The sequence below is a fragment of the Sphingopyxis sp. TUF1 genome (assembly GCF_036687315.1).
GTDB classification, from domain to species: domain Bacteria; phylum Pseudomonadota; class Alphaproteobacteria; order Sphingomonadales; family Sphingomonadaceae; genus Sphingopyxis; species Sphingopyxis kveilinensis.
This window is the reverse complement of record NZ_CP144683.1, coordinates 2,098,284-2,121,959: the sequence shown is the minus strand read 5'-3', so window position 1 is coordinate 2,121,959 and position 23,676 is coordinate 2,098,284. Positions and strand designations below refer to the sequence as shown.

Annotated in this window: 21 protein-coding genes and 1 pseudogene; 7 read left to right on the top strand and 15 right to left on the bottom strand. The window is 64.7% G+C overall.

Translation table 11 applies throughout. The features are described from left to right. Positions 1-4: 4 nt before the first annotated feature. Entirely contained in the window at positions 5-577 is a 573-nt protein-coding gene (locus VSX77_RS10060) for a Pycsar system effector family protein (protein ID WP_338424469.1), read from the bottom strand. A gap of 163 nt (positions 578-740) precedes the next feature. Here VSX77_RS10060 and VSX77_RS10055 point away from each other — a divergent pair, with 163 nt between their 5' ends. From VSX77_RS10055 to VSX77_RS10045, 3 genes are all read left to right on the top strand, one after another. Then, positions 741-977, top strand: a complete 237-nt coding sequence (locus VSX77_RS10055) for an acyl carrier protein (RefSeq protein WP_338424468.1) — start codon at positions 741-743, stop codon at positions 975-977. Between the two features lie 107 nt (positions 978-1,084). Continuing rightward, positions 1,085-2,287, top strand: coding sequence for a serine palmitoyltransferase (gene spt, locus VSX77_RS10050; protein ID WP_338424467.1), 1,203 nt, complete (start codon positions 1,085-1,087; stop codon positions 2,285-2,287). A 113-nt stretch (positions 2,288-2,400) separates the two neighbouring features. Beyond that, positions 2,401-4,377, top strand: a complete 1,977-nt coding sequence (locus VSX77_RS10045) for an ATP-binding protein (protein WP_338424466.1) — start codon at positions 2,401-2,403, stop codon at positions 4,375-4,377. A gap of 189 nt (positions 4,378-4,566) precedes the next feature. Here the strand turns inward: VSX77_RS10045 and VSX77_RS10040 are convergent, their stop codons facing one another. Genes VSX77_RS10040 through VSX77_RS10030 form a run of 3 tightly spaced genes read right to left on the bottom strand, consistent with a single transcriptional unit; the run spans position 4,567 to position 6,888 of the window. Then, on the bottom strand, positions 4,567-5,427 hold the full coding sequence (locus tag VSX77_RS10040; RefSeq protein ID WP_338424465.1) for a hypothetical protein: 861 nt from the start codon (positions 5,425-5,427) through the stop codon (positions 4,567-4,569). A gap of 7 nt (positions 5,428-5,434) precedes the next feature. Next, entirely contained in the window at positions 5,435-6,409 is a 975-nt protein-coding gene (locus tag VSX77_RS10035; protein WP_338424464.1) for a diacylglycerol/lipid kinase family protein, read from the bottom strand. A 5-nt stretch (positions 6,410-6,414) separates the two neighbouring features. Then, positions 6,415-6,888, bottom strand: coding sequence for a DUF2141 domain-containing protein (locus VSX77_RS10030; protein WP_338424463.1), 474 nt, complete (start codon positions 6,886-6,888; stop codon positions 6,415-6,417). 132 nt (positions 6,889-7,020) lie between these two features. On the opposite strand from VSX77_RS10030, the gene lptF reads away from it, so the two are divergent. Both lptF and lptG read left to right on the top strand, forming a co-directional pair. Continuing rightward, the gene (gene lptF / locus VSX77_RS10025) at positions 7,021-8,229 is read left to right on the top strand and encodes an LPS export ABC transporter permease LptF (protein WP_422397215.1); all 1,209 of its coding nucleotides are present in this window, start codon (positions 7,021-7,023) and stop codon (positions 8,227-8,229) included. Continuing rightward, positions 8,229-9,327, top strand: a pseudogene (lptG, locus tag VSX77_RS10020) (LPS export ABC transporter permease LptG). The gene lptF and the pseudogene lptG overlap by 1 nt, the downstream one beginning before the upstream one ends. Positions 9,328-9,723: 396 nt before the next feature. Here lptG and VSX77_RS10015 read toward each other — a convergent pair. Beyond that, on the bottom strand, positions 9,724-10,830 hold the full coding sequence (locus VSX77_RS10015; protein ID WP_338424462.1) for a fatty acid desaturase family protein: 1,107 nt from the start codon (positions 10,828-10,830) through the stop codon (positions 9,724-9,726). Between the two features lie 116 nt (positions 10,831-10,946). On the opposite strand from VSX77_RS10015, the gene VSX77_RS10010 reads away from it, so the two are divergent. Next, a complete protein-coding gene (locus VSX77_RS10010) occupies positions 10,947-12,116 on the top strand; it encodes an N-acetyltransferase (RefSeq protein WP_338424461.1) in 1,170 nt (389 codons plus the stop codon). 4 nt (positions 12,117-12,120) lie between these two features. Here the strand turns inward: VSX77_RS10010 and xth are convergent, their stop codons facing one another. From xth to VSX77_RS09975, 7 genes are all read right to left on the bottom strand, one after another. Beyond that, on the bottom strand, positions 12,121-12,891 hold the full coding sequence (gene xth / locus VSX77_RS10005; RefSeq protein WP_338427253.1) for an exodeoxyribonuclease III: 771 nt from the start codon (positions 12,889-12,891) through the stop codon (positions 12,121-12,123). Between the two features lie 151 nt (positions 12,892-13,042). Further along, positions 13,043-13,384 carry an iron-sulfur cluster insertion protein ErpA gene (erpA, locus tag VSX77_RS10000; RefSeq protein ID WP_338424460.1) on the bottom strand — a complete coding sequence of 114 codons (342 nt, stop codon included), beginning with the start codon at positions 13,382-13,384 and terminating at the stop codon, positions 13,043-13,045. A gap of 98 nt (positions 13,385-13,482) precedes the next feature. Then, entirely contained in the window at positions 13,483-14,157 is a 675-nt protein-coding gene (locus VSX77_RS09995; protein WP_338424459.1) for a M23 family metallopeptidase, read from the bottom strand. Positions 14,158-14,299: 142 nt separating this feature from the next. Then, complete coding sequence (locus tag VSX77_RS09990) at positions 14,300-15,091, bottom strand: ferritin-like domain-containing protein (RefSeq protein WP_338424458.1); 792 nt, start codon at positions 15,089-15,091, stop codon at positions 14,300-14,302. Further along, complete coding sequence (locus tag VSX77_RS09985; RefSeq protein WP_338424457.1) at positions 15,091-15,558, bottom strand: peroxiredoxin; 468 nt, start codon at positions 15,556-15,558, stop codon at positions 15,091-15,093. The genes VSX77_RS09990 and VSX77_RS09985 overlap by 1 nt, the downstream gene beginning before the upstream one ends. After that, positions 15,555-18,272, bottom strand: a complete 2,718-nt coding sequence (locus VSX77_RS09980; RefSeq protein ID WP_338424456.1) for a bifunctional [glutamine synthetase] adenylyltransferase/[glutamine synthetase]-adenylyl-L-tyrosine phosphorylase — start codon at positions 18,270-18,272, stop codon at positions 15,555-15,557. The genes VSX77_RS09985 and VSX77_RS09980 overlap by 4 nt, the downstream gene beginning before the upstream one ends. Before the next feature lie 139 nt (positions 18,273-18,411). After that, positions 18,412-19,206 (bottom strand): response regulator, encoded by a 795-nt coding sequence (locus VSX77_RS09975; protein WP_338424455.1) that lies wholly within the window; start codon positions 19,204-19,206, stop codon positions 18,412-18,414. A 209-nt stretch (positions 19,207-19,415) separates the two neighbouring features. Between VSX77_RS09975 and VSX77_RS09970 the strand changes: the two genes are divergently transcribed. Continuing rightward, a complete protein-coding gene (locus VSX77_RS09970; RefSeq protein ID WP_338424454.1) occupies positions 19,416-19,586 on the top strand; it encodes a NepR family anti-sigma factor in 171 nt (56 codons plus the stop codon). On the opposite strand, the gene tgt is transcribed toward VSX77_RS09970, so the two are convergent. The 3 genes from tgt to VSX77_RS09955 form a co-directional block, all read right to left on the bottom strand. Then, on the bottom strand, positions 19,587-20,714 hold the full coding sequence (gene tgt / locus VSX77_RS09965) for a tRNA guanosine(34) transglycosylase Tgt (RefSeq protein WP_338424453.1): 1,128 nt from the start codon (positions 20,712-20,714) through the stop codon (positions 19,587-19,589). A 191-nt stretch (positions 20,715-20,905) separates the two neighbouring features. Then, a complete protein-coding gene (locus VSX77_RS09960) occupies positions 20,906-21,394 on the bottom strand; it encodes a hemerythrin domain-containing protein (protein ID WP_338424452.1) in 489 nt (162 codons plus the stop codon). A 61-nt stretch (positions 21,395-21,455) separates the two neighbouring features. Then, entirely contained in the window at positions 21,456-23,642 is a 2,187-nt protein-coding gene (locus VSX77_RS09955) for an EAL domain-containing protein (RefSeq protein WP_338424451.1), read from the bottom strand. Positions 23,643-23,676: the final 34 nt, after the last annotated feature.

Here is a 23,676-nt window from a genome sequence, read left to right as displayed (position 1 = left end):
TATCTCACCCCCGCCACATCCCCACCATCTCCACCCCGAACGCCACGAAAGTCAACGTCAGCCCGACGACGAACAGGCGGTAGGCATAAGCAAGATAGCGATATTTGCGCCGCGCCAGCACGATGCCATTCTGATAGGTATCGCGCAGCATCGTTTCATAGAGATCTTCCTCGGTGCGCAGCCGCGCCTTCACCGCGGCGATGAACTCATCCTCCTCCATCTGGGCAAAGCGGCCGAAGAACAGGATATTGCTGTGGTCCTTGCCGTCCTTGTAAACGATCGGCGGCGCCTTGCCGACGCGCGGCAGCACCGCCGACACGGCAAGCAGCGCGGACAGAAAGGCAAAGGTCGCGAGGATCGTCAGCGGCATCGCAAGCGCCCCCGCCCCCGCGCGCGCCTGCCCGACCGCAAGGGTGAACACGACAAAGGTCGCGCCCATCAGGATCGACGCCTTTTGATCGGCCATTTGCGACAGCTGCATCGTCAATTGCTGGTTGGTGCGCACGAGATGCACGGCGTTTGGCGGGAACGAAAATGCGGGCGGCGGCGGCGGTGTCGATGCGTTTTGGCTGGCCATGGCTATTCCCCCGCGTTCGCAATGCGTCGGCGACCCGTCACAGCGATGCCATGAAGTGCCGCCAGCGGCAAGATGCTGCCCTGTTCCCGCCGCATTCGCTTGCCAATCGGGCGGGAGCGCGGCATTCCCGCGCGCACTCTTATTCCACGATGGGACGCACCCTATGAGCACCGCGCTTCGCGACCAGATTTACAGCCTGATCGAGCCCTTTAACAAGAAGGGCGTCGAACTGACCGACACCACGACCTTTGCCGGCGACCTTGAATGGGACAGCCTGACGGTGATGGATTTCGTCGCCGAGGTCGAAGACACGTTCGACATCATCATCAGCATGAACCAGCAGGCCGAGATCGAGAATGTCGGACAGCTGATCGCCGCGGTTGAGAAACTGCAGGGCTAAACTTCTTTTTCCCGTTCGTGTCGAGCGCAGTCGAGACACCCATCGGGACAGTGCGAGGTCGAGGGGCATCTCGACTTCGCTCGATGCGAACGGATTTTGGGCATCATATGACCGACCTTTTCTCCAAATTCGACCCGTTGATCCAGCAGCGCGAGGCGCTGCTGTCCACCGGCGTCACCGATCCGTTCAGCCTCGTGATGGAAAAGGTGCTGTCGCCCACCGTCGCGATCTGCAACGGGCGCGAGACGATCCTGCTCGGCACCTATAATTATATGGGCATGACGTTCGACGACGATGTCATTGCCGCGGGCAAGGATGCGCTCGACAAGTTCGGCAGCGGCACGACGGGCAGCCGCGTGCTCAACGGCACCTATCAGGGGCACAAGGCGTGCGAGGACGCGCTCAAGGAATTTTACGCCATGGATCATGCCATGGTGTTTTCGACCGGATACCAGGCGAACCTTGGCATCATTTCGACGATCGCGGGCAAGGGCGACTATGTCATCCTCGACATCGACAGCCATGCGTCGATCTATGACGGGTGCAAGATGGGCGACGCCGAAATCGTCGCATTCCGCCACAATGATGTCGAGGCGCTTGAAAAGCGCCTGAAGCGCCTGCCGCCCGAGGCGGGCAAGCTCGTCGTGCTCGAGGGCGTCTATTCGATGCTCGGCGACGTTGCGCCGCTGAAAGAGATGGTCCGCGTGTCCAAGGAAAATGGCGCGATGGTCCTTGTCGACGAAGCGCATTCGATGGGCTTCATCGGCGAGCACGGCCGCGGCGTCGCCGAGGCGCAGGGCGTCATCGACGACGTCGATTTCATCATCGGCACGTTCAGCAAGAGCGTGGGCACCGTCGGCGGTTTCTGTGTGTCGAACCACCCGAAGTTCGAAATCCTGCGCCTCGTTTGCCGCCCCTATGTGTTCACCGCGTCGCTGCCGCCGAGCGTCGTCGCGACCGCCGCGACGAGCATCCGCAAGCTGATGCACGGGTCGAACAAGCGCGCGCATCTGTGGGAAAATTCGAAAAGGCTGCACAAGGGGCTGAGAGATCTGGGCTTCACGCTGGGCACCGAAGAGCCCCAGTCGGCGATTATCGCGGTCATCATGCCCGACCTCGAACGCGGCGCGATGATGTGGGAGGCGCTGCTGGAAGAAGGGCTGTACGTCAACCTCGCGCGCCCGCCCGCAACCCCCGCGGGCATGACCCTGCTTCGCTGTTCGCTGTGCGCCGAACATTCGGCGGACCAGGTTGGCGAAATCCTGTCGCGTTTCGAACGCGCGGGTAAACGCACCGGGATTATCGGTTGAAGCGAGCGCCGAGGCCGACCAGCGGATTCTTTTTTGCGGCGAAACGAGCGCGCGGAGAAGTGACGGCGGCCTGGCCACTTTTCGGCCGGGCGCTTGTCCGGTAAGACACGCCGGTGTTCGAGCGGGATCATGACAGCGAAACCGAGGGGCGGCGCGAGCGGGTACGCTTTTGGCTGACGATCGGCGTGGCAACCATCCTGGCGGGGGTGGTGACCGCACTCGTGCTGCTGCTGGCGCGCGCGAACGATGATTATGACCGCTCGCTGGGATGGCAGGCGCAAAGCCTGGAGGTCATCGCGCAGACGCGCTCGGTCGACGCCGCGCTGGCGCGCGCCGAGGCCGCGCTCGGGCGTTTCGCCGTCGGCCTGCAAAAGGAAGACGGGCGCATCTATGAACAGCAATGGGGCCGCGCACGGCAATTTCTGGCCCAACTCGAGCGCAATGTGCGCGACAACCCCGCGCAGGCCGGGCTGGTCGAGCAACTGACGCAGGAAATGGACAGCCGCGGCAGGCAGCTCGGCGACGCAGCGCTCAGCGCCAACTACAATCAGACCGTTGCCGCCATTTCCAAATATTATGCCTCGGGCCAGGGCGACGGCTTGACCAAGATCGACAAGCTGCTGACGCAGATCATCACCAACGAGCGCGCACTGCTGCGCGAACGCAACCGCATCGCCGCCGCCGATCGCGCGAGCCTCAATCAGGCGATCCTGCTCTTTTCGCTGCTTGGTGCGGCCGCGGCGATCCTGGCAGTCGGGGCGACCTTCTCGCTGATCCGTGCCGAAGGCGAGCGGCGGGTGGCGCGGCGCGAACAGGCGGCCGAAAGCGACCGCGCGATGCAGCTGGAAGCCGCGGTCGAGGCGCGGACCGCGGAGCTGGAGCAGGCCAACAACGCGCTGCGCAGCGAAATGATCGAGCGCGAGGCGGCCGAGGCGCAGCTTCGTCAGGCGCAGAAGATGGAGGCCGTGGGCCAGCTGACGGGCGGCATTGCGCATGACTTCAACAATATGCTTGCGGTCGTCGTCGGCGGGCTGGAACTTGCCGAGCGCTGGCTGCCGGGCGAACCCGACAAGGCGCAGCGCCACCTGGCGAACGCGCTCGACGGCGCGAATCGCGCCGCCGACCTGACGCGGCGGCTGCTTACCTTTGCCCGATCCGAACCCGCGCGGCCCGAAATGACCGTGATCGACGAGAGCGTTACCAGCTTTGCGCCGCTGATCGAGCGCACGATCGGCGACCGGATCGCGCTGAAGCTCGACCTCGACGCCGCGGGGCTCGCGTGCTGGATAGACCGGCAACAGTTCGAAAATGCGCTGCTCAACCTTGCCGTCAACGCGCGCGACGCGATGGACGGCCACGGGTCGCTGACGATTCGCAGCCGCAGCGATGGCAAGAAGAAGCCGGGCGGGTTGGCGGTCGAGGTGATCGACACGGGGTGCGGCATGTCGCCCGAGGTGCTCGAGCGCGTTTTCGACCCCTTTTACACGACCAAGCCCGCGGGCCAGGGAACCGGGCTGGGCATGAGCCAGGTCTTTGCCTTTTGCCGCCAGTCGGGGGGCGAAGTGCAGCTGACATCGACCGAAGGCGAAGGCACGCGGGTGGCGATGCTGATGCCGATTGCCAAGGCGCGGCCGGAAGTCGCCGCCGCTGAGGCGCCCGGCGAGGTCGTCGCGTCCACGGCCCCTGCCGATGCACTCAGCATCCTGGTGGTCGAGGATGATGCGCGCGTCCTCGCGGCAACGGTCGACGCCGTGAGCGAACTGGGTCACCGCGCGATCGCCTGCAGCGACCCGCTGGAGGCCGAAGCGCTTGTCGAGCGACAGCTTGCCGCCGGCGAGAACGGGTTCGATTTGATCCTGTCCGATGTTCTGATGCCAGGCCTGACCGGACCCGAAATGATAGCGAAGCTGAAGCAGCGCTGGCCCGCATTGTCGGTGCTGTTTGTCACCGGATATGCTGGCGATGCCGGCGAGATTGCCTCATTCGGCGACCATGACGTGCTGCGCAAGCCCTTCACCCTCTCCGCGCTCGATCAGGCGATCCGGCGCTGCGGCGAGGCCCGGGCGGAGGGACAGCGGCTGGCGAGCTGAATTGCCTTGGCGCGTATCCCCTCGCATCCATAGGCGTCATTGCGAGCGTAGCGAAGCAATCTCCAGCTTGCGTGGTACCCCGGACGATGGCTTGAGGTTGCTTCGTCGCTGCGCTCCTCGCAATGACGACGTGGAGCCTCCTTACGGTAAGAGCATGATCGCCAATCGACTTCGTCATCCCGGTCCGCGCTAGCGGATCGCGCCGCCCTTGATCAGCCGCGGCACCAGCGTCAGCGCGGCGAGCAGCGGCCAGCGGCGCTGCCACGGCTTGATCTCGATCGCGGTGCCCGCGTGGCGGTTGATCTTCCACGCCAGATAATCAATCCCGCCGGCGTAGGTCAGGCTGGCTTTGGCAAGGCGCACGACGCTGAGCAGCTTGCCTTCGATGCGGCGGCGCGCCCAACCGCCGCTGTGCGCCGGCGCCGGCACCGCGGCGATCGCCGGGGCGCTGAAACGATCGTAGCGCGCGGGATCGGCATCGACGACCGACTGCGCGCGCCCGCTGCGCTCGGCGCGCAGCTCGACCGAATAGGTGAGCCGAAAGGCGCGGCGCCACCAGTCGAGCGGCGCTTCGCCCTCCCGCCGCCCCGCGGCGGCGAGCAGGGCCGGCGCCGCGCGCGCGACCGCAGCCACGGCGCGCTCGCGCGCGGTATCGTCGACTGCCCAGACAAGGCGCGCGGGCTGCGCAAAGCGCGCCCACACCGACACGTTGCGCGTTTCCGTGCCGTTGAGGCGGTGGAAATCGGCTTCGCTCAGCACCGCATATTTGGCGATCAGCCCGCCGTGCTGAAACGGAAAGACGTTGGGCGGGATCAGCCGGTTAGCCGCCGCCATCCAGCGTTTGGGATAGGCGTCGCCATAATCGGAGACGATCAGGTAGAAATCGAGCATCAGCCCGTCGAGCACGCTTTCGCGCAGGCAACTGCCGTAGAACAGCACCGCGCGCGCGCTGCCCGGATATTCGGCCGCGATCGCCGCCCCCATCGCCGCGACGCGCGGATCCACGGGGACCGCCAGCTCTTCGCGGACGAGATCGGTCAGGCTGGCCATCGCGCGCTCAGGCAGCGAGGCGCAGGAAGGGAACCGGCTGCGTCGAGGTGAGAATGATCGGCATGCCGTTCTTGGCCTGAAAGATTTCGCCGTCGAGGATGACGTTCGACCGCTCGCCCTCGATGCGAATTTCATCGCCTTGCTGGAAATGCACGCCTGCGAGTTGCTTTTGCCCCAGCGTGCCGCGCCAGGTCGCACCAAGCATCCGGAACAGCGCGCCGACATTGCTGTCGGTCGCGAGCAGTTTCATATGGCCGTTGCTGCCATGGCTGTCGCTCGTGCGGATGCTGAGCAGCAGTTTTTCGAGCGTCGTGACGATGAGTAGCGAAAATTTGCCCTTGAACTCGCCCTGGCGGACGAGCGACACCGTCATCGGTTCGGGCTTGGGCGGCAAGCGCCCGCCGCCGATGCCGAAGACGATTGCGAACAGCCCGAGGATCGCCGCGAGGAAATGCGAAATGCCGTTCGGCAGGCCGAGCGGATAGATGCGGTTGCGGCAATAAAGCATAACGTCCGCGAGATAGGCGCCGCCGAGGAACATGCCGAGCACCGGCCGTGTATCGCCGCCGCTGTCGAGCGCGATGAGCTGGCGTTCGATGACATGATCGCCAAGCTCGCCCGCCTGGACGAGATCGAGGACGCGCTGGAGCGCCTTGATCGGGTCGCCCTCTGCGCCAAGGTCGAGCGCGATCAGATTGGTCTTGCCGTTGGGCAGCACCGCGACCGGCGGCGGCGCGCCGCCGAAATGACCGCCCGAATAAAGCTCGGTCAGCGCCGCCTGCACCGTGCCGTCGCCGCCGTTGATCGCAACGACGCGCGGGCTGACCATGGCGATCGTGCGGATCGCTTCGCCGATCTGCGCGACATCCTCCACCTCATAGTGGAAGATGTCGGGGTGCGCCGCGCAAAACTCGCGAACCCGTGGCAATTGCGAGCGATTGCCCGTCGAGCGAGGATTCGAGAGGAGGGCGACGCTGGCCATCGGCGTTACATATATTTCATCGAGATGGAGATCGTCCGCGGCGCATCGCCGACCGAAAAGGCGGTCTTTTTGTAGCTCGGCTTGCCGAGGTTGAAGACGTTGATGCTGGGATTGTTCGACATCCCGCCGCCATCCTTGCTGATGTCGGTCTTGCCGTTGCCGTTGACGTCATGACGCACGGCGATGCCGTACACGCCCGCTTCGGGCAACGGCACGCAGATCGTCATCGATCCGGCGCGCGCCGGCACTTCGATGCGGGAGAGCCAGCGGCCCTTTTCCAGCCAGTCGGCCGACGTTCCGCGATAGCTTTGCACACGAATCTTGCCGCTCGACGCCTTGATCCCGTCGATCTTAACAAGCGTCGACGGACCGCTGCGGCAGTTGGACAGATCGTTCGAGATGACCCGGCCCATCGCGTGCGCCGTGGATCCTGCGGTCATCAATGCGACGGCCAGCAGCCCCGATACAAATTTCGACATGACCTCAAAACCTCCAGAGGCTATAGCCACATCCGCGCACGCACCGCGCGCGCCGATATGGGTCCCTGTCGCCCTTGAATCGGCATATCGGAAACATTTGCGGCCAAAACATGGTGATGGGGCGACGAAAGATTGAATAAGCTTCCTGCCATCGACCGCTACATCGCGCGGCTCATCTTTTTCCCCATGGTCGGCACGCTCGTGCTGTCGGCGATGCTGCTCGTGCTCGAAAAAATGCTGCGCCTGTTCGACTTCGTCGCGACCGAGGGCGGGCCGGTCAGCGTCGTGTGGCGGATGCTCGCGAACCTGATCCCCGAATATCTCTCGCTCGGCATTCCGATCGGGTTGATGCTGGGGATTCTCCTTGCTTTCCGGCGGCTTGCGACGTCTAGCGAGCTCGACGTGCTGAAAGGCGTCGGCATGAGTTTCGGGCGGCTGATGCGCGTCCCGTTCGCCTATGCCGTCGGCCTGGCGGCACTGAACCTTGCGATCGTCGGCTTTATCCAGCCCTATGCCCGCTATGCCTATGAAGGGTTGCAGTTCGAGCTGCGCTCGGGCGCGCTCGGCGCGTCGATCAAGGTCGGCGAATTCACCAAGTTGGGCGACCGGATGACGCTGCGCATCGAGGAAAGCTATGACGAGGGCCGCAGTCTGCGCGGCATTTTCGTGCGCGGCGAACAGCGCGACGGCCAGCGCGTGTCGGCGACCGCGTCGCGCGGGCAATTCCTGGCGACCGACGATCCCAACACGATCATCCTTCGCCTGTCGCAGGGCGTGCTGATCCACGAATCGCCCAAATTTTCGGTCCCGCGCGTGCTGACCTTCGACAATCACGACCTGCCGATCCCGCTGCCCAAGATCGAGGCGTTCCGCCTGCGCGGCGGCGCCGACCGCGAAATGACGATCCCCGAACTGTTCGTCGCGGGCAAGGACAGCAATCAGCCCGAACAGACGCGGCTCGAATCGCGGGCCAATTTCCACTTCCGCATCGTCGAGGTGATGTCGATGTTCCTGATCCCGCTGATCGCTGTCGCGCTCGCGGTGCCGCCGAAGCGATCGACGTCGTCGCTCGGCGTCTTCCTGTCGATCGTGCTGCTCGTCACCCAGCACAAGATCAACCAATATGCCGAGGATCTGGGCGCGCGCGGCGCAGTCGATCCGCTGATCGCGCTCTGGGTGCCCTTCCTGTTGTTCGCGGCGCTCGCGATCTGGATGTATTATACGATCGCGCATGTTCCGGGCGGCCAGCCGATCGGTGCGCTCGAGCGCGTCGCGGCGAAGGGTGCGGCGCGGGTCCGCGGCCTCGTCCGCCTGTTTCAGCGCCAGCAAAGGCCGGGCTGATGCACCAGCTTCATTTCTTCCCCTCGCGCACGATGGCGCTGTATGTCGGGCGGCTGTTCCTCTTTCGTACCTTTGCGATCCTCTTCGCGCTCGTCCTCATCCTCCAGACCCTCGACCTGCTCGGCGAAAGCGGCAAGATCCTGGCCGTCGCGGGCAACAGCGACAGCGACGTGTGGCGCTATGTCGGGATGCGGATGCCGCAGATTATCGAGACCTTCCTGCCCTTTTCGGTGCTGCTCGGCACGATCCTGACGATGGTCACGCTCAACCAGAACAGCGAGGTCGTCGCGATGAAAGCGGCGGGCATGTCGGCGCATCAGGTGCTGGCGCCGCTGTTCCTTGCCGCGCTGCTTGTCGCGGGGATCAGCTTTGCCTTCAACGAACGCATCGTCACGCGCTCGACCGCAGCGCTCAGCGCCTGGCAAAAGGTCGAATATAAGCGTGTGCCCGCCGACAGCGGGGTACGCAGCAACATCTGGGTGCGCGATGGCAACGACCTGATCAACGCCGAAACGGTCGAAACCGCGGGGCCCGCGGTCGTGCTGCGTGGCGTCACCATCTATGAACGCTCCGGCGGCGTCCTGTCGTCGATGCTGTCGGCCGACAGCGCGCGCGCTGCCCGGCGGCGGGTGGGAAATGACGAACGCGCGGCGTTTCCTAAGGCGGTCCGGCACGGTCGAACCTTTGGGCACGATCGTCGCTGCAAGGGAGGTGCGCCCCGACCAGTTCACGCTGGCGCAGGTCGACGGCGACGAGCTGCCCTTCCTGAAGCTGAAGGCGGCGATCGACGATCTCGAGGCGGCGGGACGCCCGGTCGATGCGCTGAAGGGCGTATTGTGGCACAAGATTTCGGGGCCGCTGTCGGCGATATTGATGCCGCTGTTGGGCGCCGTGGCGGCATTCGGGCTGGCACGATCGGGCAAGCTGTTCGTGCGCGCGATCATTGGCATGGCGCTGGGCTTCGCCTATTTCGTCGCCGACAATTTCGCGCTCGCGATGGGTGATCTGGGCGCCTATTCGCCGTTTCTGGCGGCGTGGGGGCCATTCATCCTGTTCGCGCTGATCGGCGAGATGATTTTGATCAGGACCGAGGAATAGGGCGTGTCCGGATCGGCCAAACGGACCGTAAACTTCCCTCAAGCCGTGATGTTGGCATCCGGCCTTCTATTTTCTTCATGTGGTGATCCTGCGACGCCGAAAGCAACGTATTGGCGAATTGCAGTCAGCGGGAGTTCGTCGTGTCTGGGTGACTTGACACAAGAAATGGCGGAGGCGGGAATTGGGGTGGCGCGCTTTCCTGAATGGGGAGGGGGACGTGGTGTCATTGAATATGGCCCCATTCCCAAGGACGGCTTTGAGGATTTGGATGCCATCGTTCGCGCATCGGGATGTGCAGAGGTAACAGGAAAACGTCGAAGCTGTTCGACCGATCACTCCGACGTCAGCCCCTGTTAGTCGCCGAAACGAAGGCGCAATAGAGCTTCCTTTCTGGGTTCAGGCAGCAACCCCACGCGCCGAACCCGCCACCAGATTCGCCACCAGCTTCGGCAGGCTGTCGTAATTCGCGCCATGATATTGCGAATCGGCGGGCAGCGCGTCCTTCAGGCGGCGATGCGCTTCGGCGAGCGCATGATAGGGCACGCCCGGCAGCAGATGGTGAAGCGCATGATAGCGCAGCCCGACCGGCGCCCACAGCTCGGGCAGCAGGCCCGGCGGCGGCACGTTGACGCTGTCGAGGAACTGGCCGGTGACGGTCAGCACCGCGCCGTCATTTTCCCACAGATGCGCCACGAGCGTGCGGATCTGGTTGAGCACCAAGGTCGCAGCCGCAATCGCACCGAAGATGGCGAGCGCGCGCAGCGGCACCCAGCCGAAGACGCCCGCGGCGATCAGCAGGGTCGACCAGGCCCAGGCGCCGCCCTCCTGCCACGCCCACATGCGGCGGAAGTCGCCGTCGGGCGCCTTGCGGCGAAACAGCGGGTTGATGATCATCCCCGAATAGCGTTCGACGACGATCCGGCGCAGCGGCGGGATCAGAAACGACAGCGGGGTGAGCACCGCATAGCGAAAGACGAGCGCGATCGGCGCGAAGGCCGCCGCGACGACGAACAGCGGCACCGTCCACGGCTTCATCAATGCGAGCGGCAGATATTCGGGGTCCTCGACCGTGCCATATTTGGTGCGGTTGTGGTGCAGGCTGTGGATGCCTTCATACATGAAGGAGGGGATCAGCAGCGGCACGCCGACGAGCAGGTTCCACGCGAAACGAAAGCCCGGCAGCGCGTTCTTGCGGATATGGGTGAGTTCATGGATGAAGCTTCCCGCGCGGTAAAGCGCGACGATCGCAATGACTGCGGCCACCAGCGTCCAGGCGATCGAAGGCGCGAAAATCGCCGCAGCGACGCCCGCATAGCCGATAAGAGTCGACGCGAGAAAGTCGGTCCAGTAAATCCGCGCGCTCGGCTGCACCAGATCGCGCGTCAGTTCCGACGCCGCGCGGAGCATCGCCATGTCGTCCGCAATTGCGGATTTGGCAATCTTCGGGGCCAAGGGCGCAAAAGGAGTCGCGACCCGATCGGCGGAGGGATTGATCGTCGTCATAGCGGCTCCAAAACCATAGCTTCGTGGCAGCAAAATGGCCGAAAGCGGGTCGCCAGCGCCAATTCTATGCCCTAATGCGTCGCTTCAAATATAGGATTGGCTTTTCAGGAACCAATATGAGCGCGCACGACGAAGGCCCGGTCACGATCCATCCGGTCAGGAACAAGAACGACCTGCGCGAGTTCGTCGAGCTGGCGTATCGGCTCAACCGCGGCGATCCGGCGTGGGTGCCGCCGCTGAAGGGCGAGGTTTACGGCCTGCTGACCCCCGGCAAGAATCCGTGGTTCGAACATGGCAAGGCGCAATATTTCCTTGCTCTGCGAAGCGGCCGTACGGTGGGGCGCATTTCGGCGCATATCGACGAGCTGGCGCTCGCGCAGCCCGCCGATCAGGGCATGGGGCCGGGCACGGGCAACTGGGGGCTGATTGAAGCCGAGGACGAAGCGAGCGCGGCGGCGCTGATCGCCGCGGCGGAGGACTGGCTGCGCGGACAAGGCATGACGCGCGCGCTCGGCCCCCTCTCAATTTCAATCTGGGATGAACCTGGCCTGCTGATCGAAGGATTCGAAACGCCGCCGACGATCATGCTCGGCCACAACAGCCCGCTCTATCGCGCATGGATCGAGGGGGCGGGATATAATCCCGTCAAGCAGCTCAAGAATTTCATCGTGGATATCGTCGACGGCTTTCCGCCGCTGGTCAACCGCATCGTCGCCGCGGGCGAGAAGAATGAGCGCATCCGCATCCGCCGCGTCGATAAACGGAAGTTCGACGCCGAAGCGCGGCTGATCATGGGCATCTTGAATGATGCCTGGTCGGACAATTGGGGTTTTGTTCCGCTGACCGACAGCGAGATCGCCTTTGTCGGCAAGAAATTGAAGGACATTGTGTTCGAGGATCTCATCCGCGTCGCCGAACTCGACGGCGAGCCGGTGGCGTTCATGATCGTGCTGCCCGACATCAATCAGCTGCTGATCGACATGGACGGATCGCTGCTGCCCTTCAACTGGGCGCGCCTGCTCTGGTGGCTACGCAGGCCCAAGAGCCGCCGCCTGCGCGTGCCGCTGATGGGCGTGGTCAAGAAATTGCAGAACAGCCGCATGGCAAGCACGCTCGCCTTCATGATGATCGAGCTTATCCGCCGCGACGCGGTGCGCGATTACGCCGCCGAACAGGGCGACATCGGCTGGGTCCTCGACGACAATCAGGGAATGAACGCGGTCGCGGCCGCAATCGATGCGCGCGTGAACCGCGTGTATCAGATTTACGACAAGCCGCTAACCTGACGGTTCACAACAGTGCCGCCCAGGTCGGCGCGTGATCGCTCGCCTTTTCGCGGCCGCGATGATCCTTGTCGACGCCGGCATCGATCAGCCGGTCGGCGAGTGCGGGGCTGAGCAGCAGATGGTCGATGCGGAAGCCGTGGTCGCGTTGCCAGGCCCCTGCCTGATAATCCCAATAGGTCCAGACATGCCCAGCCGGGTGACGGCTGCGCAGCGCGTCGGTCCAGCCGTCGCCGAGCAGGCGAAAATAGGCGTCGCGCGATTCGGGCTGCATCAGCGCGTCGGTCGCCATCGCACGTGGGTCCCAGACGTCGTCGTCGTGCGGGATGACGTTATAGTCGCCGGCAAGGACTGTCGGGATTTCGGCAGCGAGCAAGGCCTTCGCGCGTTCGCGCAGCCGCGCCATCCAGCGCAGCTTGTAATCAAACTTGGGCCCCGGCTGCGGATTGCCGTTGGGCAGGTAGATCGACGCGACGCGGATGCCGTGAACGTCGGCCTCCAGATAACGCGACTGCTCGTCCTCATCCTCGCCCGCCAGCCCGCGCTGCACCTCAACCGGCTGCGTGCCCTTGGCGAGGATAGCTACGCCGTTGAAGCCTTTCTGGCCGTGATAGAGGAAGCCGTAACCCGCCGCCTCAATCTCCCTGGTCGGCATCGTCTCGTCGCTCGATTTCAGTTCCTGCAGGCAGGCGACGTCGGGCTGCGTTTCTTCGAGCCATTCGACCAGGCGCGGCAGCCGGGCCTTGATCCCATTGATATTGAAGGTCGCGATTTTCAGGGACACGAAATGCCGTCACTTTCCGTTCGCCCTGAGCTTGTCGAAGGGCCGTTCTTTCTTCTGCCTAAAAGAAGGACGGTGCTTCGACAAGGCTCTCCCGAGCGCCTGCAAGGCAGTCGAGGGACTCTGCACGAACGGAAGACAGGCGGGCTCAGATCGCGAAACTGGACCCGCAGCCGCAGCCTGACGCCGCGTTGGGATTTTCGACCTTGAAAGACGATCCGCCGAGCGAATCGACGAAATCGACGGTGCAGCCGCGGACCAGGTCGATGCTGACCGGATCGACGACCAGTTTTACCCCGTCGGTTTCGGTGACGATGTCATCGGCATCGATGCTTTCGGCGAGGCCGAAGCGATAGGTGAAGCCCGAACAGCCGCCGCCATCGACCGCGAGGCGGAGCGCTGCCTCTGCATCACCCTTGCGGTCGGCGATCCAGCGGACGCGCGCCGCAGCGGCGGGCGACAGCGTGATGTCGGAAATCTGTGTGGCCATGGCGGCAAGATAGGGCGTCGTGCGCAAAAGAAAAGGGCGCCCCGGCTTCAACCGTCGAGCGCCCTCTCCTCTCCGACCTCTTTAAGCCTTACTGATCTTTATTCGGGACCGCCCATCGCGACATTCTTGCCGGTGATCGCAGCGATCGCCATCTGGTCCGAGCGGACGAACGGCATCGGATTGACCGGTGCGCCTTCGATGCGGACTTCATAATGGAGGTGGTTGCCCGTCGAGCGGCCGGTAGAGCCGACGTAACCGATGATCTCGCCCTTCTTCACCTGTTGCCCCGAACGGACAACGTAAGAGGACATATGGCCGTAGCGCGTCTGGATCGCGTTGCCATGTTCGATTTCGACATAATTGCCATAGCCGCCAAGGCGCTGGGCGCGGCCGACGATGCCGTCGGCGGTGGCGAAAATGGGGGTGCCGTGCGCGGCCGGAATGTCGATGCCATTGTGGCGCGCGACCTTGCCGGTGATCGGATGGACGCGCATCCCATAGGATGACGAAAGCGACATCTGTTCAATGGGGCGGCGCGAGGGCACCGCAACGCCGATCGACGCGGTCAGTCCGGTGTCGAGGCGCTTCCACGCCTGAAAAATCGCGCGTGCTTCGCTGTCTTCACCAACCGCCGGGGTGCCAGCCGTGAAGCTGTCGTCATCGGGTTCGTCGGGAACGATGATGCCAGCATCGGCGCTGGTTTCGGCGGCGTGGACGGCCGGCGTGGCCAATCCGAAACAGGCTGCCGCGCAGAAAATTGCGACTTGGTGCAACTTTTGCGCCAGTAGAATGTTCTTCAAAACAACGACCCCGCGTTTGCCATGTCGCCAAAACCCGAAACTGGGCCTTGGTGCCGGTTTTCTTGGTTTGGATGATTGCTCATCCCCCGCGGAAGCCTGTGTGCTGCTCCAATCCTTACGAAGCAATAACAGCGTAGAATTCTTGCGTTAAACCGGCGCGAGTGCGCGCCGAGTCGTTGAACGGTGGTTTCAAGCTGCCGCGAAAGCGCGATTTTACGAGCGCCTGCCACGTTTCGACGACGTTGAATCCCATTTCATCGCACTTTTGCCGGAACCAGTCTGTGCCCGCGCGCACATGGCGGATTTCGTCGTTGTAAATGCGCGATAAAATCCTGGCCGACGCCTCATCGCCGACGGCGCGGAAGCGGTCGACCGTCGCCGGAGTGACGTCGAGCCCGCGCGCCTCCAGCACCATCGGCACGATCGCGAGCCGCGCGAGCGCATCGTCGCGCGTCACCTCGGCCGCTTCCCACAATCCGGCGTGCGCAGGCAGGTCGCCGTAAAAGCTGCCAAGCTGGCGCAGCCGCCGGTCGAGCAGCGCAAAGTGCATCGCCTCGTCGGCGGCGACGCCGATCCAGTCGTCGACGAACCCCCGCGGAAATTCGCCCCCGAATCGCCCGACCAGATCGACCGCCAGATCGATCGCGACGAATTCGATATGTGCGAGCGCGTGGAGCATCGCGATCCGGCCGCGCTCCGACCCGCCCTTGCGGCGGCGCGGCATCTGCGCGGGCGCGAGCAATTCGGGCCGGTCGGGCCATGCGGGCCGGTCGGGCATAGGCGTGTCGCAGCGGTGCGCAAGCTCGCCGCGCCGCCACGCGCGCGCCAAACCGCGCGCGGCGCGGCGCTTTGCGTGCGGGTCCGCGGTCGTCAGCACCGCGCGCGCGGCTTCGCCGAGCGTGGTCATCAAAGCGCCTTCGCCGCCTCCAGCACTGCGTCGGCATGACCCTTCACGCGCACCTTGCGCCATTCTTTCGCCAGTTTCCCGTCGCGGCCGAAGAGGAAGGTCGAGCGTTCGATGCCCATATAGGTGCGTCCGTAATTCTGCTTCTCGACCCAGGTACCAAAGGCTTCGCACACCGTGCCGTCTTCATCCGAGGCGAGGCGGACGGTCAGCCCATATTTGTCGCGGAACTTGCAGAGCTTCGCCGGGGCGTCGCGCGACACGGCGAGCACCTGCGCATTCAGGTGCGCAAAATCAGGCGCGAGCCGCGTGAAATCCTGCGCCTCGGTGGTGCAGCCCGGCGTGTCGGCCTTGGGATAGAAATAGACGACCAGCGGCGCACCTTTCATGGCGGCAAGGTCGATTGCCGCGCCGTCAGCATCGAGAAGTTTCACCTCGGGGATGGGGTCGCCGATCGCGAGCGTGCTCATGTCTGTTTCTCCTGTTCCGCGGGGGCGGCAGGCCGAATCGAGGCCCACCAGCTCGCAATCTCCTGCCGCGCCGCATCGTGCGCGGCAAGCAGCTGCGACCAGCCGGGTTCGCCGCACTGGCTGGCGACCAGCTGACGCGCGGCGGCCGTCGCAGGTTCACCCTCGGGCGCCGTGAGGCGCAGCATCACCAGCATCCGCGCGAGCAGGCCATATGCGTCGCAGATCGCGGCCGGCGCCAGCCCGTCGACCTTCATGCAGGCGAGCGCCGATCCGATGTTGGGATCGTGGCAGCGCCCGGTTGCGAGCTGGATCACCTGCATCGCAAACTCCAGGTCGACGAGCCCGCCGGGCCCGCCCTTGATGTCGAGCGGGCCCTGCGGCGGCTTGTGCGCGGCGATCTTGTCGCGCATCGCCGCCGCATCGCTTGCCACGGCGTCGCGATCGCGCGGCGCGGCGAGCAGATCGTCGATGATGCGTTGCAACTCGGCGCGCGCGGCGTCCGACCCATAGACCGGCCGCGCGCGCAGCAGCGCCATATGCTCCCACGTCCATGCCTCCTCGCGCTGGTAGCGCGCGAAGCTGTCGAGCGTGACGACGAGCGGCCCCTGCGCCCCTTGCGGGCGCAGCCGCGTGTCGACGTCGTACAGCTTGCCCGCCGCGGTCGGTACCGACATCGCCGCGGTCACGCGCTGCGCGAGGCGATTGTAATAGGTCGTCGCACCCAGGGGACGCGGTCCATTCGATTCGGCAAGATGATCGCCGGTGAAAAGGTAGATGAGGTCGAGGTCGGACGCGTGGGTGAGCGCGCGCCCGCCGAGCCGCCCGAGCGCGAGCACGACCAGTTCGCTACCCGGCACCCGCCCGTGCGCTTCGACAAATTCGGCGACGGTCGCATCGGCGAGCACCTGCAGCGCTGCCTCGGCCAGCTCCGAATAACCGCAGGCGATAGCGAGCGGGTCGTTCGCCCCGGCGATCAGCTGGACACCATAGGCAAAGCGCCGCTCGCCTACGCGGTCGCGCACGCGGTCGAGCAAGCGTTCATAGTCGAGCCCCGCCAGCCCCGGCGCCCATTCGGCAAGCAGATCGGCCTTGGTCGCCGGTGCCTCGAACGCGCGCTTGTCGATCAACCCCTCGATCAGCTCGACGCGCGCGCCCAGCGCGTCGGCGAGCGTCGGCGCGAGCGAGAGGATGCGCGTCGCGACCTTCGCCAGTTCGGGTTGCGCCGCGAGCAGGTGGAAAAAACCCACTGCACTAGGCAGCCCCGCGACGAGCTTGTCGAAGCGGAGCAGCGTTGCCTGCGGATCGGGCGCGGCGCCGATCGCACGGACGAGTTCGGGCAGCACCGTCTCCAGCGCCTCGAGCGCCGCCGGACTGCGCAGCGCGCGCAGCTTGCCGCCGCGCCACTCGGCGATCGTGCGCAGTGCGGCCTCGGGCGGATCGAACCCGGCCGCGGCCAGGCGGCCCGCCAGCATTTCGTCGTCGCGCGGCAGGCCGGTCGTCGCCGCGCGTTCGACGACCAGCCGGTCGTAACAGGCGGCAACATCGGCGGCGACGGGTTCGAGAGCGGCGAGCAGCGCCGCACCATCGGCGAGGCCATCGAGACGCGCCACGCCATCGAGCGCCGCGGCCTGCGTCGGCAGGCCATGGGTCTGCTGGTCCTCGATCATCTGCAGCCGATGCTCGATCCGGCGGAGCGTCGCATAATGGCCCGACAGCCGCGCCGCGAGATCGCCCTCGATCCGGCCTGCCGCGGCGAGCGCCGCAAGCGCATCGACGGTTGCGGGGGCGCGCAGCGACGGGTCGCGCCCGCCATAGATGAGCTGGTGAACCTGCGCGAAAAATTCGATCTCGCGAATGCCGCCGCGGCCGCGCTTCAGATCATAGCCGGGGCCGAAGGCCTGCCCTTGCGCGAAATGGTCGCGGATCCGGTCGCTCATCGCGCCGATTTCCTTGAGCTGGCGAAAATCGAGGCTGCGCCGCCAGATGAAGGGCTGAATCGCCGACAGGAAGCGCGCACCGAGCGCGCGGTCGCCCGCCGACGCGCGGCTGCGGATGAAGGCCGCCTGCTCCCACGCGAGAGCTTCGGATTCATAGTAAGAGATGGCGGCGTTTTCTGGCAGCACGATCGGCGTCACTTCGGGGTGCGGGCGGAGGCGCAGGTCGACGCGCAGCACATGGCCGTCGGCGGTGCGCGCCGACAATATCTCGACCATCCGCCGCGCGATCCGCACCGCCGCCTCGCCCGGATCGTCGCGCAATCGCCGTGGCAGCGTTTCGGGGTCGAAGATCAGGATCGGGTCGATGTCCGACGAATAGTTGAGTTCGTGGCTGCCGAGCTTGCCGAGCGCGATCACCGACAGCCCGCGCGGTTGCTCGTCAGGGACGCGCTCGGCAAAGGCCGCGGTGAGCGCGATGTCGCAGGCGCGGTCGGCGAAATCGGACAGGAGGCGCGTCGTCGTCCTGACGTCATGCTCGCCCGACAGATCGCCGAGCGCAAGGAGCAGCGCAGTCCGTCCGCGCCACTGGCGAAGCGTGCGCACGATGTCGTCGTCGGTCGCGGGCGGCGATACCGCGGCGAGCGCGGCATCGGTGCCGTCGGCCAGGAAGCGCGTCACATCATCGGGGTTGAGATCGGCCAGCCGCGCGAGAAAAGGCGCATTGGCAGTCAGCCGGTCGAGCGCGGACTGGCGCGCGGAAGCGTCGAGGATGGTCATCGAAAGCCGCTATCGCCCGCCGCCAATGAGGTAGCAACCCCCACCCCGTCATTGCAAGCGAAGCGAAGCAATCCAGAGCGGTTTACGCTACTCTGGATTGCTTCGCTTGCAATGACGAGTTTGTTCGGCTCGGCCGACCTCAGGCCGGAACCGTGCTTTCGTCGAAGAACAGGACCTGCGAGATCGCCGCGCGCAACGTCGCGGGCTGATAGGGCTTGGTCAACAGGAAGGCCGGCTCGGGACGGTCGCCGGTGAGCAGCCGTTCGGGAAAGGCGGTGATGAAGATGACCGGCAGCTTCACGTCCGACAGGATGTCCTGCACCGCCTCGATCCCCGAGCTGTTGTCGGCGAGCTGGATGTCGGCGAGGACCAGTCCCGGCTGGTGCTTCTGCGCTTCGGCGACGGCCTCCGCGTGGGTGGTCGCGACCGCGACGACGTCGTGACCCAAGTCGCGGACGATCATTTCGATGTCCATCGCGATGATCGGTTCATCCTCGATGATCAGGATACGCGCGCGCGTCTGGCGTTCGATCTCGTCGGTCGCATCGTGGATCAGCGCCCGCACCGCTTCGGCGTCACGGCCGATGATCCGGCCCGTGTCCTCGATGCTGAAACCTTCGACCGCGGTAAGCAGCAGCGCCTGCCGCGCGAGCGACGGAATACGGCGCAGCCGCGCGTCTGCGATCGCCATGTCGCTCCGCTCCACATCGGCGCCGGGTGCTGCCTGCTCGGCCAGCAACCCGAAATTGTCGTGCACCATCCGATAGAGCTGGATACGCAGGTCGTTGCCCGTATCGACCGCATCGGGATTCGCGACGAGCGTTTCCAGCATCCGCGCCACCAGCGCATCGCCGCTCTGCTGGCTTCCCGAAATGGACCGGCCATAACGCCGCAGATAGGGAAGATGCGGCGCAATCGACTGACCCAATGACATAAATTTCCTCCTGAAAGCCGCCCAAATGCCGGTCGGATCGTCCAAAAAAAGGACAGACAGCGGCGCTACCCCCGCCCGCGTCCGGCATATTTCAACGTAAGGGAACGATTTAGCCCGAAAATGGTTTCATGGGAAAGGTGAAACACGCCATTGCTCTTTGGTGTGCGCGCCGTTAGCAAAAGGTCCCATGTCGAGCGGATGCACTTATAATGTCGCCTGAAACCGGTTCGCCTCGTGGCGAGACGTCGGCGAAGGACGGGGACAAAAAGCTTTCCGCCAAGGGGCAAGACGTCAACGGCGCGTTGCGCCGTGCGTATGAATCAACTGTCGATGAGGCAATCCCGCAGTCGATGCTCGACCTGCTCGGCAAACTCGACTGATCAGGCGCGGCGATAACGCGCCGCGAAATCGACTTGAAATGCGGCGAACTGCCCCCCCGCGATCGCCTCGCGCATCGCCTGCATCAAATCCTGGTAATAATGTATATTATGCTGCGTCATCAGCATCGCACCGAGCATTTCGCCCGCGCGAACCAGATGGTGCAGATAGGCGCGCGACCAGGTCGAGCAGACCGGACAATGGCACGCCGCATCGAGCGGCGCCTCATCCTCCGCAAATTTCGCGTTGCGGATGTTGAGCGGCCCATCGCGCGTGAAGGCCTGCCCATTGCGCCCCGACCGCGTCGGCAGCACGCAATCGAACATGTCGACCCCGCGCGCCACCGCGCCGACCAGATCGTCGGGCTTGCCGACGCCCATCAGGTAGCGCGGCTTGTCCGCAGGCAACTGCGCGGGCGCGAAGTCGAGCACGCCGAACATCGCCTCCTGCCCCTCGCCCACCGCGAGGCCGCCGATCGCATAGCCGTCGAAACCGATGTCGATCAGCGCCGCGGCCGAGCGCGCACGCAATTTTTCGTCGAGCGATCCTTGCTGGATGCCAAACAAGGCCGATTGCGCCGCATGGTCTTCGCGGGTATCGAAACCCGCGCGGCTCCGCGCCGCCCAGCGCATCGAACGCTCCATGCTCGCCTCGGCGCGCTTCGCATCGACGCCGTTCGGCGGGCATTCGTCGAACGCCATCACAATGTCGCTGCCCAGCAGCCGCTGGATTTCCATCGAGCGTTCGGGGGTCAGCATATGGCGCGAGCCATCGAGGTGGCTCTGGAAGGCCACGCCCTCTTCGCTCTGCTTTGTCAGCGCCGACAGACTCATCACCTGATAACCGCCGCTGTCGGTCAGGATCGGGCGGTCCCAGCCCATGAATTTGTGCAGCCCGCCCAGCCGCGCCATGCGCTCCGCTCCTGGGCGCAACATCAGATGATAGGTGTTGCCCAGAATGATGTCGGCGCCCGCCGCGCGCACTTCGGCGGGGCGCATGGCCTTCACCGTCGCTGCTGTGCCGACCGGCATGAAAGCCGGGGTGCGGATTTCGCCGCGCTGCATCGTGATCGTACCGGTACGCGCAGCCCCGTCGGTAGCGGCGATGGAAAAGGCGAATCTTGTCGTCATGGCGCGCGCCTATGGCGGGGAAAGCGCGGAAAGTCGAGGTCAGGCGATCCTCCCTGTCGCGAAGCGATGGGAGGGGGACCGCCGCCGCAGGCGGTGGTGGAGGGGCCGCGACGTCGCGCAACTGCCCCTCCGTCAGCGCTTCGCGCTGCCACCTCCCCATGGCTTCGCCACAGGGAGGATTGGAACAAGCCTTAATCCCGCGCGTGTTCGCTCGACGGCTCTTCGGCGGCCGCCTTGGCCTTTTCCTTCGGCTTCTCCTTCTCGAATATTTCGATGAGTTCCTTCTTCCGCGCGTCGGACAAGTCCTTCTCCGCGGCGGGGAACATTTCTTCCTCCTCTTCGTCAATATGGTGGAGGTAGCGATCCTTCATCGTTCGGAAGCGCGTCAGCCATCCGCTCGACGCAAAATCCATCTCATATAATTCGGTCAGGAAATCCTCGATCTCCTTATGCTCGGCGACGCTGTGCTGTGCTTCGTCGCGAAGATCGGGATCGGCGAGCATCGTGGCGTAGAGCGACATTTCTTCCGACGCAGCGTGCGCCGTCACCTCGACGCGAAATGCCTCGAACAATTTGCGGCGCTCGTTGCTGTCACCGTGCGTCGCGTCGATCTTGTCGAGCAGATCGCGGTGGCGGTCGTGGTCGGCCTTCAGCCGTTCAAAAATTCTGGATTCAGTCATTATGGTCTCCGTCCGTTGGCGGTCGAAGACAGAACGAAGCGCCGCCTATCGGGTTCCGGCGTCAGCCGGCATTCCAGTCGCCCGTGGTCGTGAAGGCCGGTAGCGCAAGCGTGCTCGTCTGCTGCGCCGCCGCCGCGATCAGGTAGGGCGATACGCGGTGACGGGTACAAAGCCCGCCATTGCCGTCGCTCACCATCGTCTGTTCGAATTCGATGCCCTGCTGATGCTTTGTCGAGCGACGGACGGTCGCCGTCACAAGCTGACCTTCACCGAAATCGATCACGAAGCGCGTGCCGATCGGCACATCCAATATACCCTCGATGAAAGCGCCGGTCGCCGACAGGTTGCGGATGACCACCGAATAGCGATGATTGTCGTGGATCGCCGCCACCTTCCGGAACATCGAAAACCGGTCGTTGCGCTGGCGTGCGGGGCCCGACGGCTTGATCGTCCAAGACTTGGCGTCCCGATGTGCCATCAGTTCGGCGTGCGATATGGGCTTGCTGTAAATATAGCCTTGGACATGACTGACATTGAGTTTGCGGACCAGGTCGAGCTGGTCGAGTGATTCGATACCCTCGGCGGTGGTTTCCATGTCGAGCGCCTCCGCCAGCGCAACAATCGCCGCGATGATCGCGCTGTTGCGCGATCCCGGTTCGGTTGCGCCGCGCACGAAGCTCTGGTCGATCTTGATCTTGTCGAACGGCGCCGACTGCAAATAGCCGAGCGATGAATAGCCGGTTCCGAAATCGTCGAGCGCGAGCCGGACACCCAACGCCTTCAGCGCCTTGAACATCCGGTTCGTTTCCGCCGTGTCGCCGAGAAACACGCTTTCGGTGATCTCGAGTTCGAGCCGGTCAGGCGAGAGCCCGCTCGCCGCCAGCGCCCTCGCAACGACCTTCGGCAGTTCGGGGTTGGCGAACTGGATTGGCGAGACATTGACCGCGACGCGCATGTCGCCGGGCCAGCCTGCCGCATCCTCGCACGCCTTTTTCAGCACCCATTCGCCGAGCGGCCAGATCAGGTTCGCCTCTTCGGCGATCGGGATGAACAGTGCCGGCGAAATCGTGCGGCCGTCGCGGTGCGTCCAGCGGATCAGCGCTTCGACCCCGGTGACCATATTCGACTTGGCGTTGACGACGGGCTGATAGGCAAGCGCAATCTCGCCGCGGGCCAGCGCGTCGCGCAAATCTTCTTCCAGCGCGCGGCGGTCCTCGGCCGCCTGGTGCAGGTCGCTCGAATAAAAGGCGAAGCGCCCGCGGCCATTGCCCTTTGCGGCGTAGAGCGCGAGGTCGGCGGCGCGGACAAGATCGCCGCTGCTTTGACCGTCGAACGGGGCGATCGCCACCCCCACCGACGCGCCGATGATGCAGCGGCTGCCCTCGACCGAATAGGGTTGGGACAGGCTGGCGATAATGTCGGCAGCCATGTCGCCCAGCTTTCCGCGATCCTCGACGTCGGGCAGGATGATCTGAAACTCGTCGCCGCCCAATCGGCTGACCATTTCCTTATCGCCGACGATCTTGAGCAGCCGTTCGGCCACCTGTTTGAGCAGCGCGTCGCCCGCCGGATGGCCGAGCGTATCGTTGACCTGTTTGAACCGGTCGAGGTCGAGGAGCATGATCGCGCACGCGCGTTGCTGGGGCGCAAAGCTAGTGAGCGTCGTCTCGAGCTTTTTTGAGATGTTGAAGCGATTGGCGAGCCCGGTCAGCGAATCAAAGAGCGCCAGCCGCGATGCATCCTCCGCCGACCGCCGCTGCGCAGTGATGTCGGTACCGCTGCCGCGATAGCCGGTGAACCTGCCCCCGGTGTCGAATTGCGGCCGCCCCGAAACGGCCCACCAGCGATCGTCGCCCTCGAACGCGCTTCGCAGCGGCAAATCGTCGAATTTCGACTGGCGCGTGAGAAGGAAGGGCAAGGTGCGCTGGTGCTCGCCGCTGCTATCGACGGGCAGGAAAAGATCGGTGAGCGGCGTACCGAGCAACGACAACGCCGTGCGCCCCATCATGCGCGCCACGCAGTCGGTGAAATAAGTGAGCCGTCCCTTCGCATCGGTGGACCAGAACCACCCGCGGCCACTCTCTTCATAATTCTGGAGCAGCAGCAGGGCCTCGCGTGTGTCAAGATTCGCTCCGACGTCGCGATGCTTGCCGATGCGCGAGCCGATCAGGCCGAGAAAACCGCGCGGGCCTTCATCGACGTCATGACCTCCCTGCTCACCGGACTCGATCCGCAATGGCACGTCCATTAAAAATCCGTCCGGCTTGTCCCCTGGTCTTGTC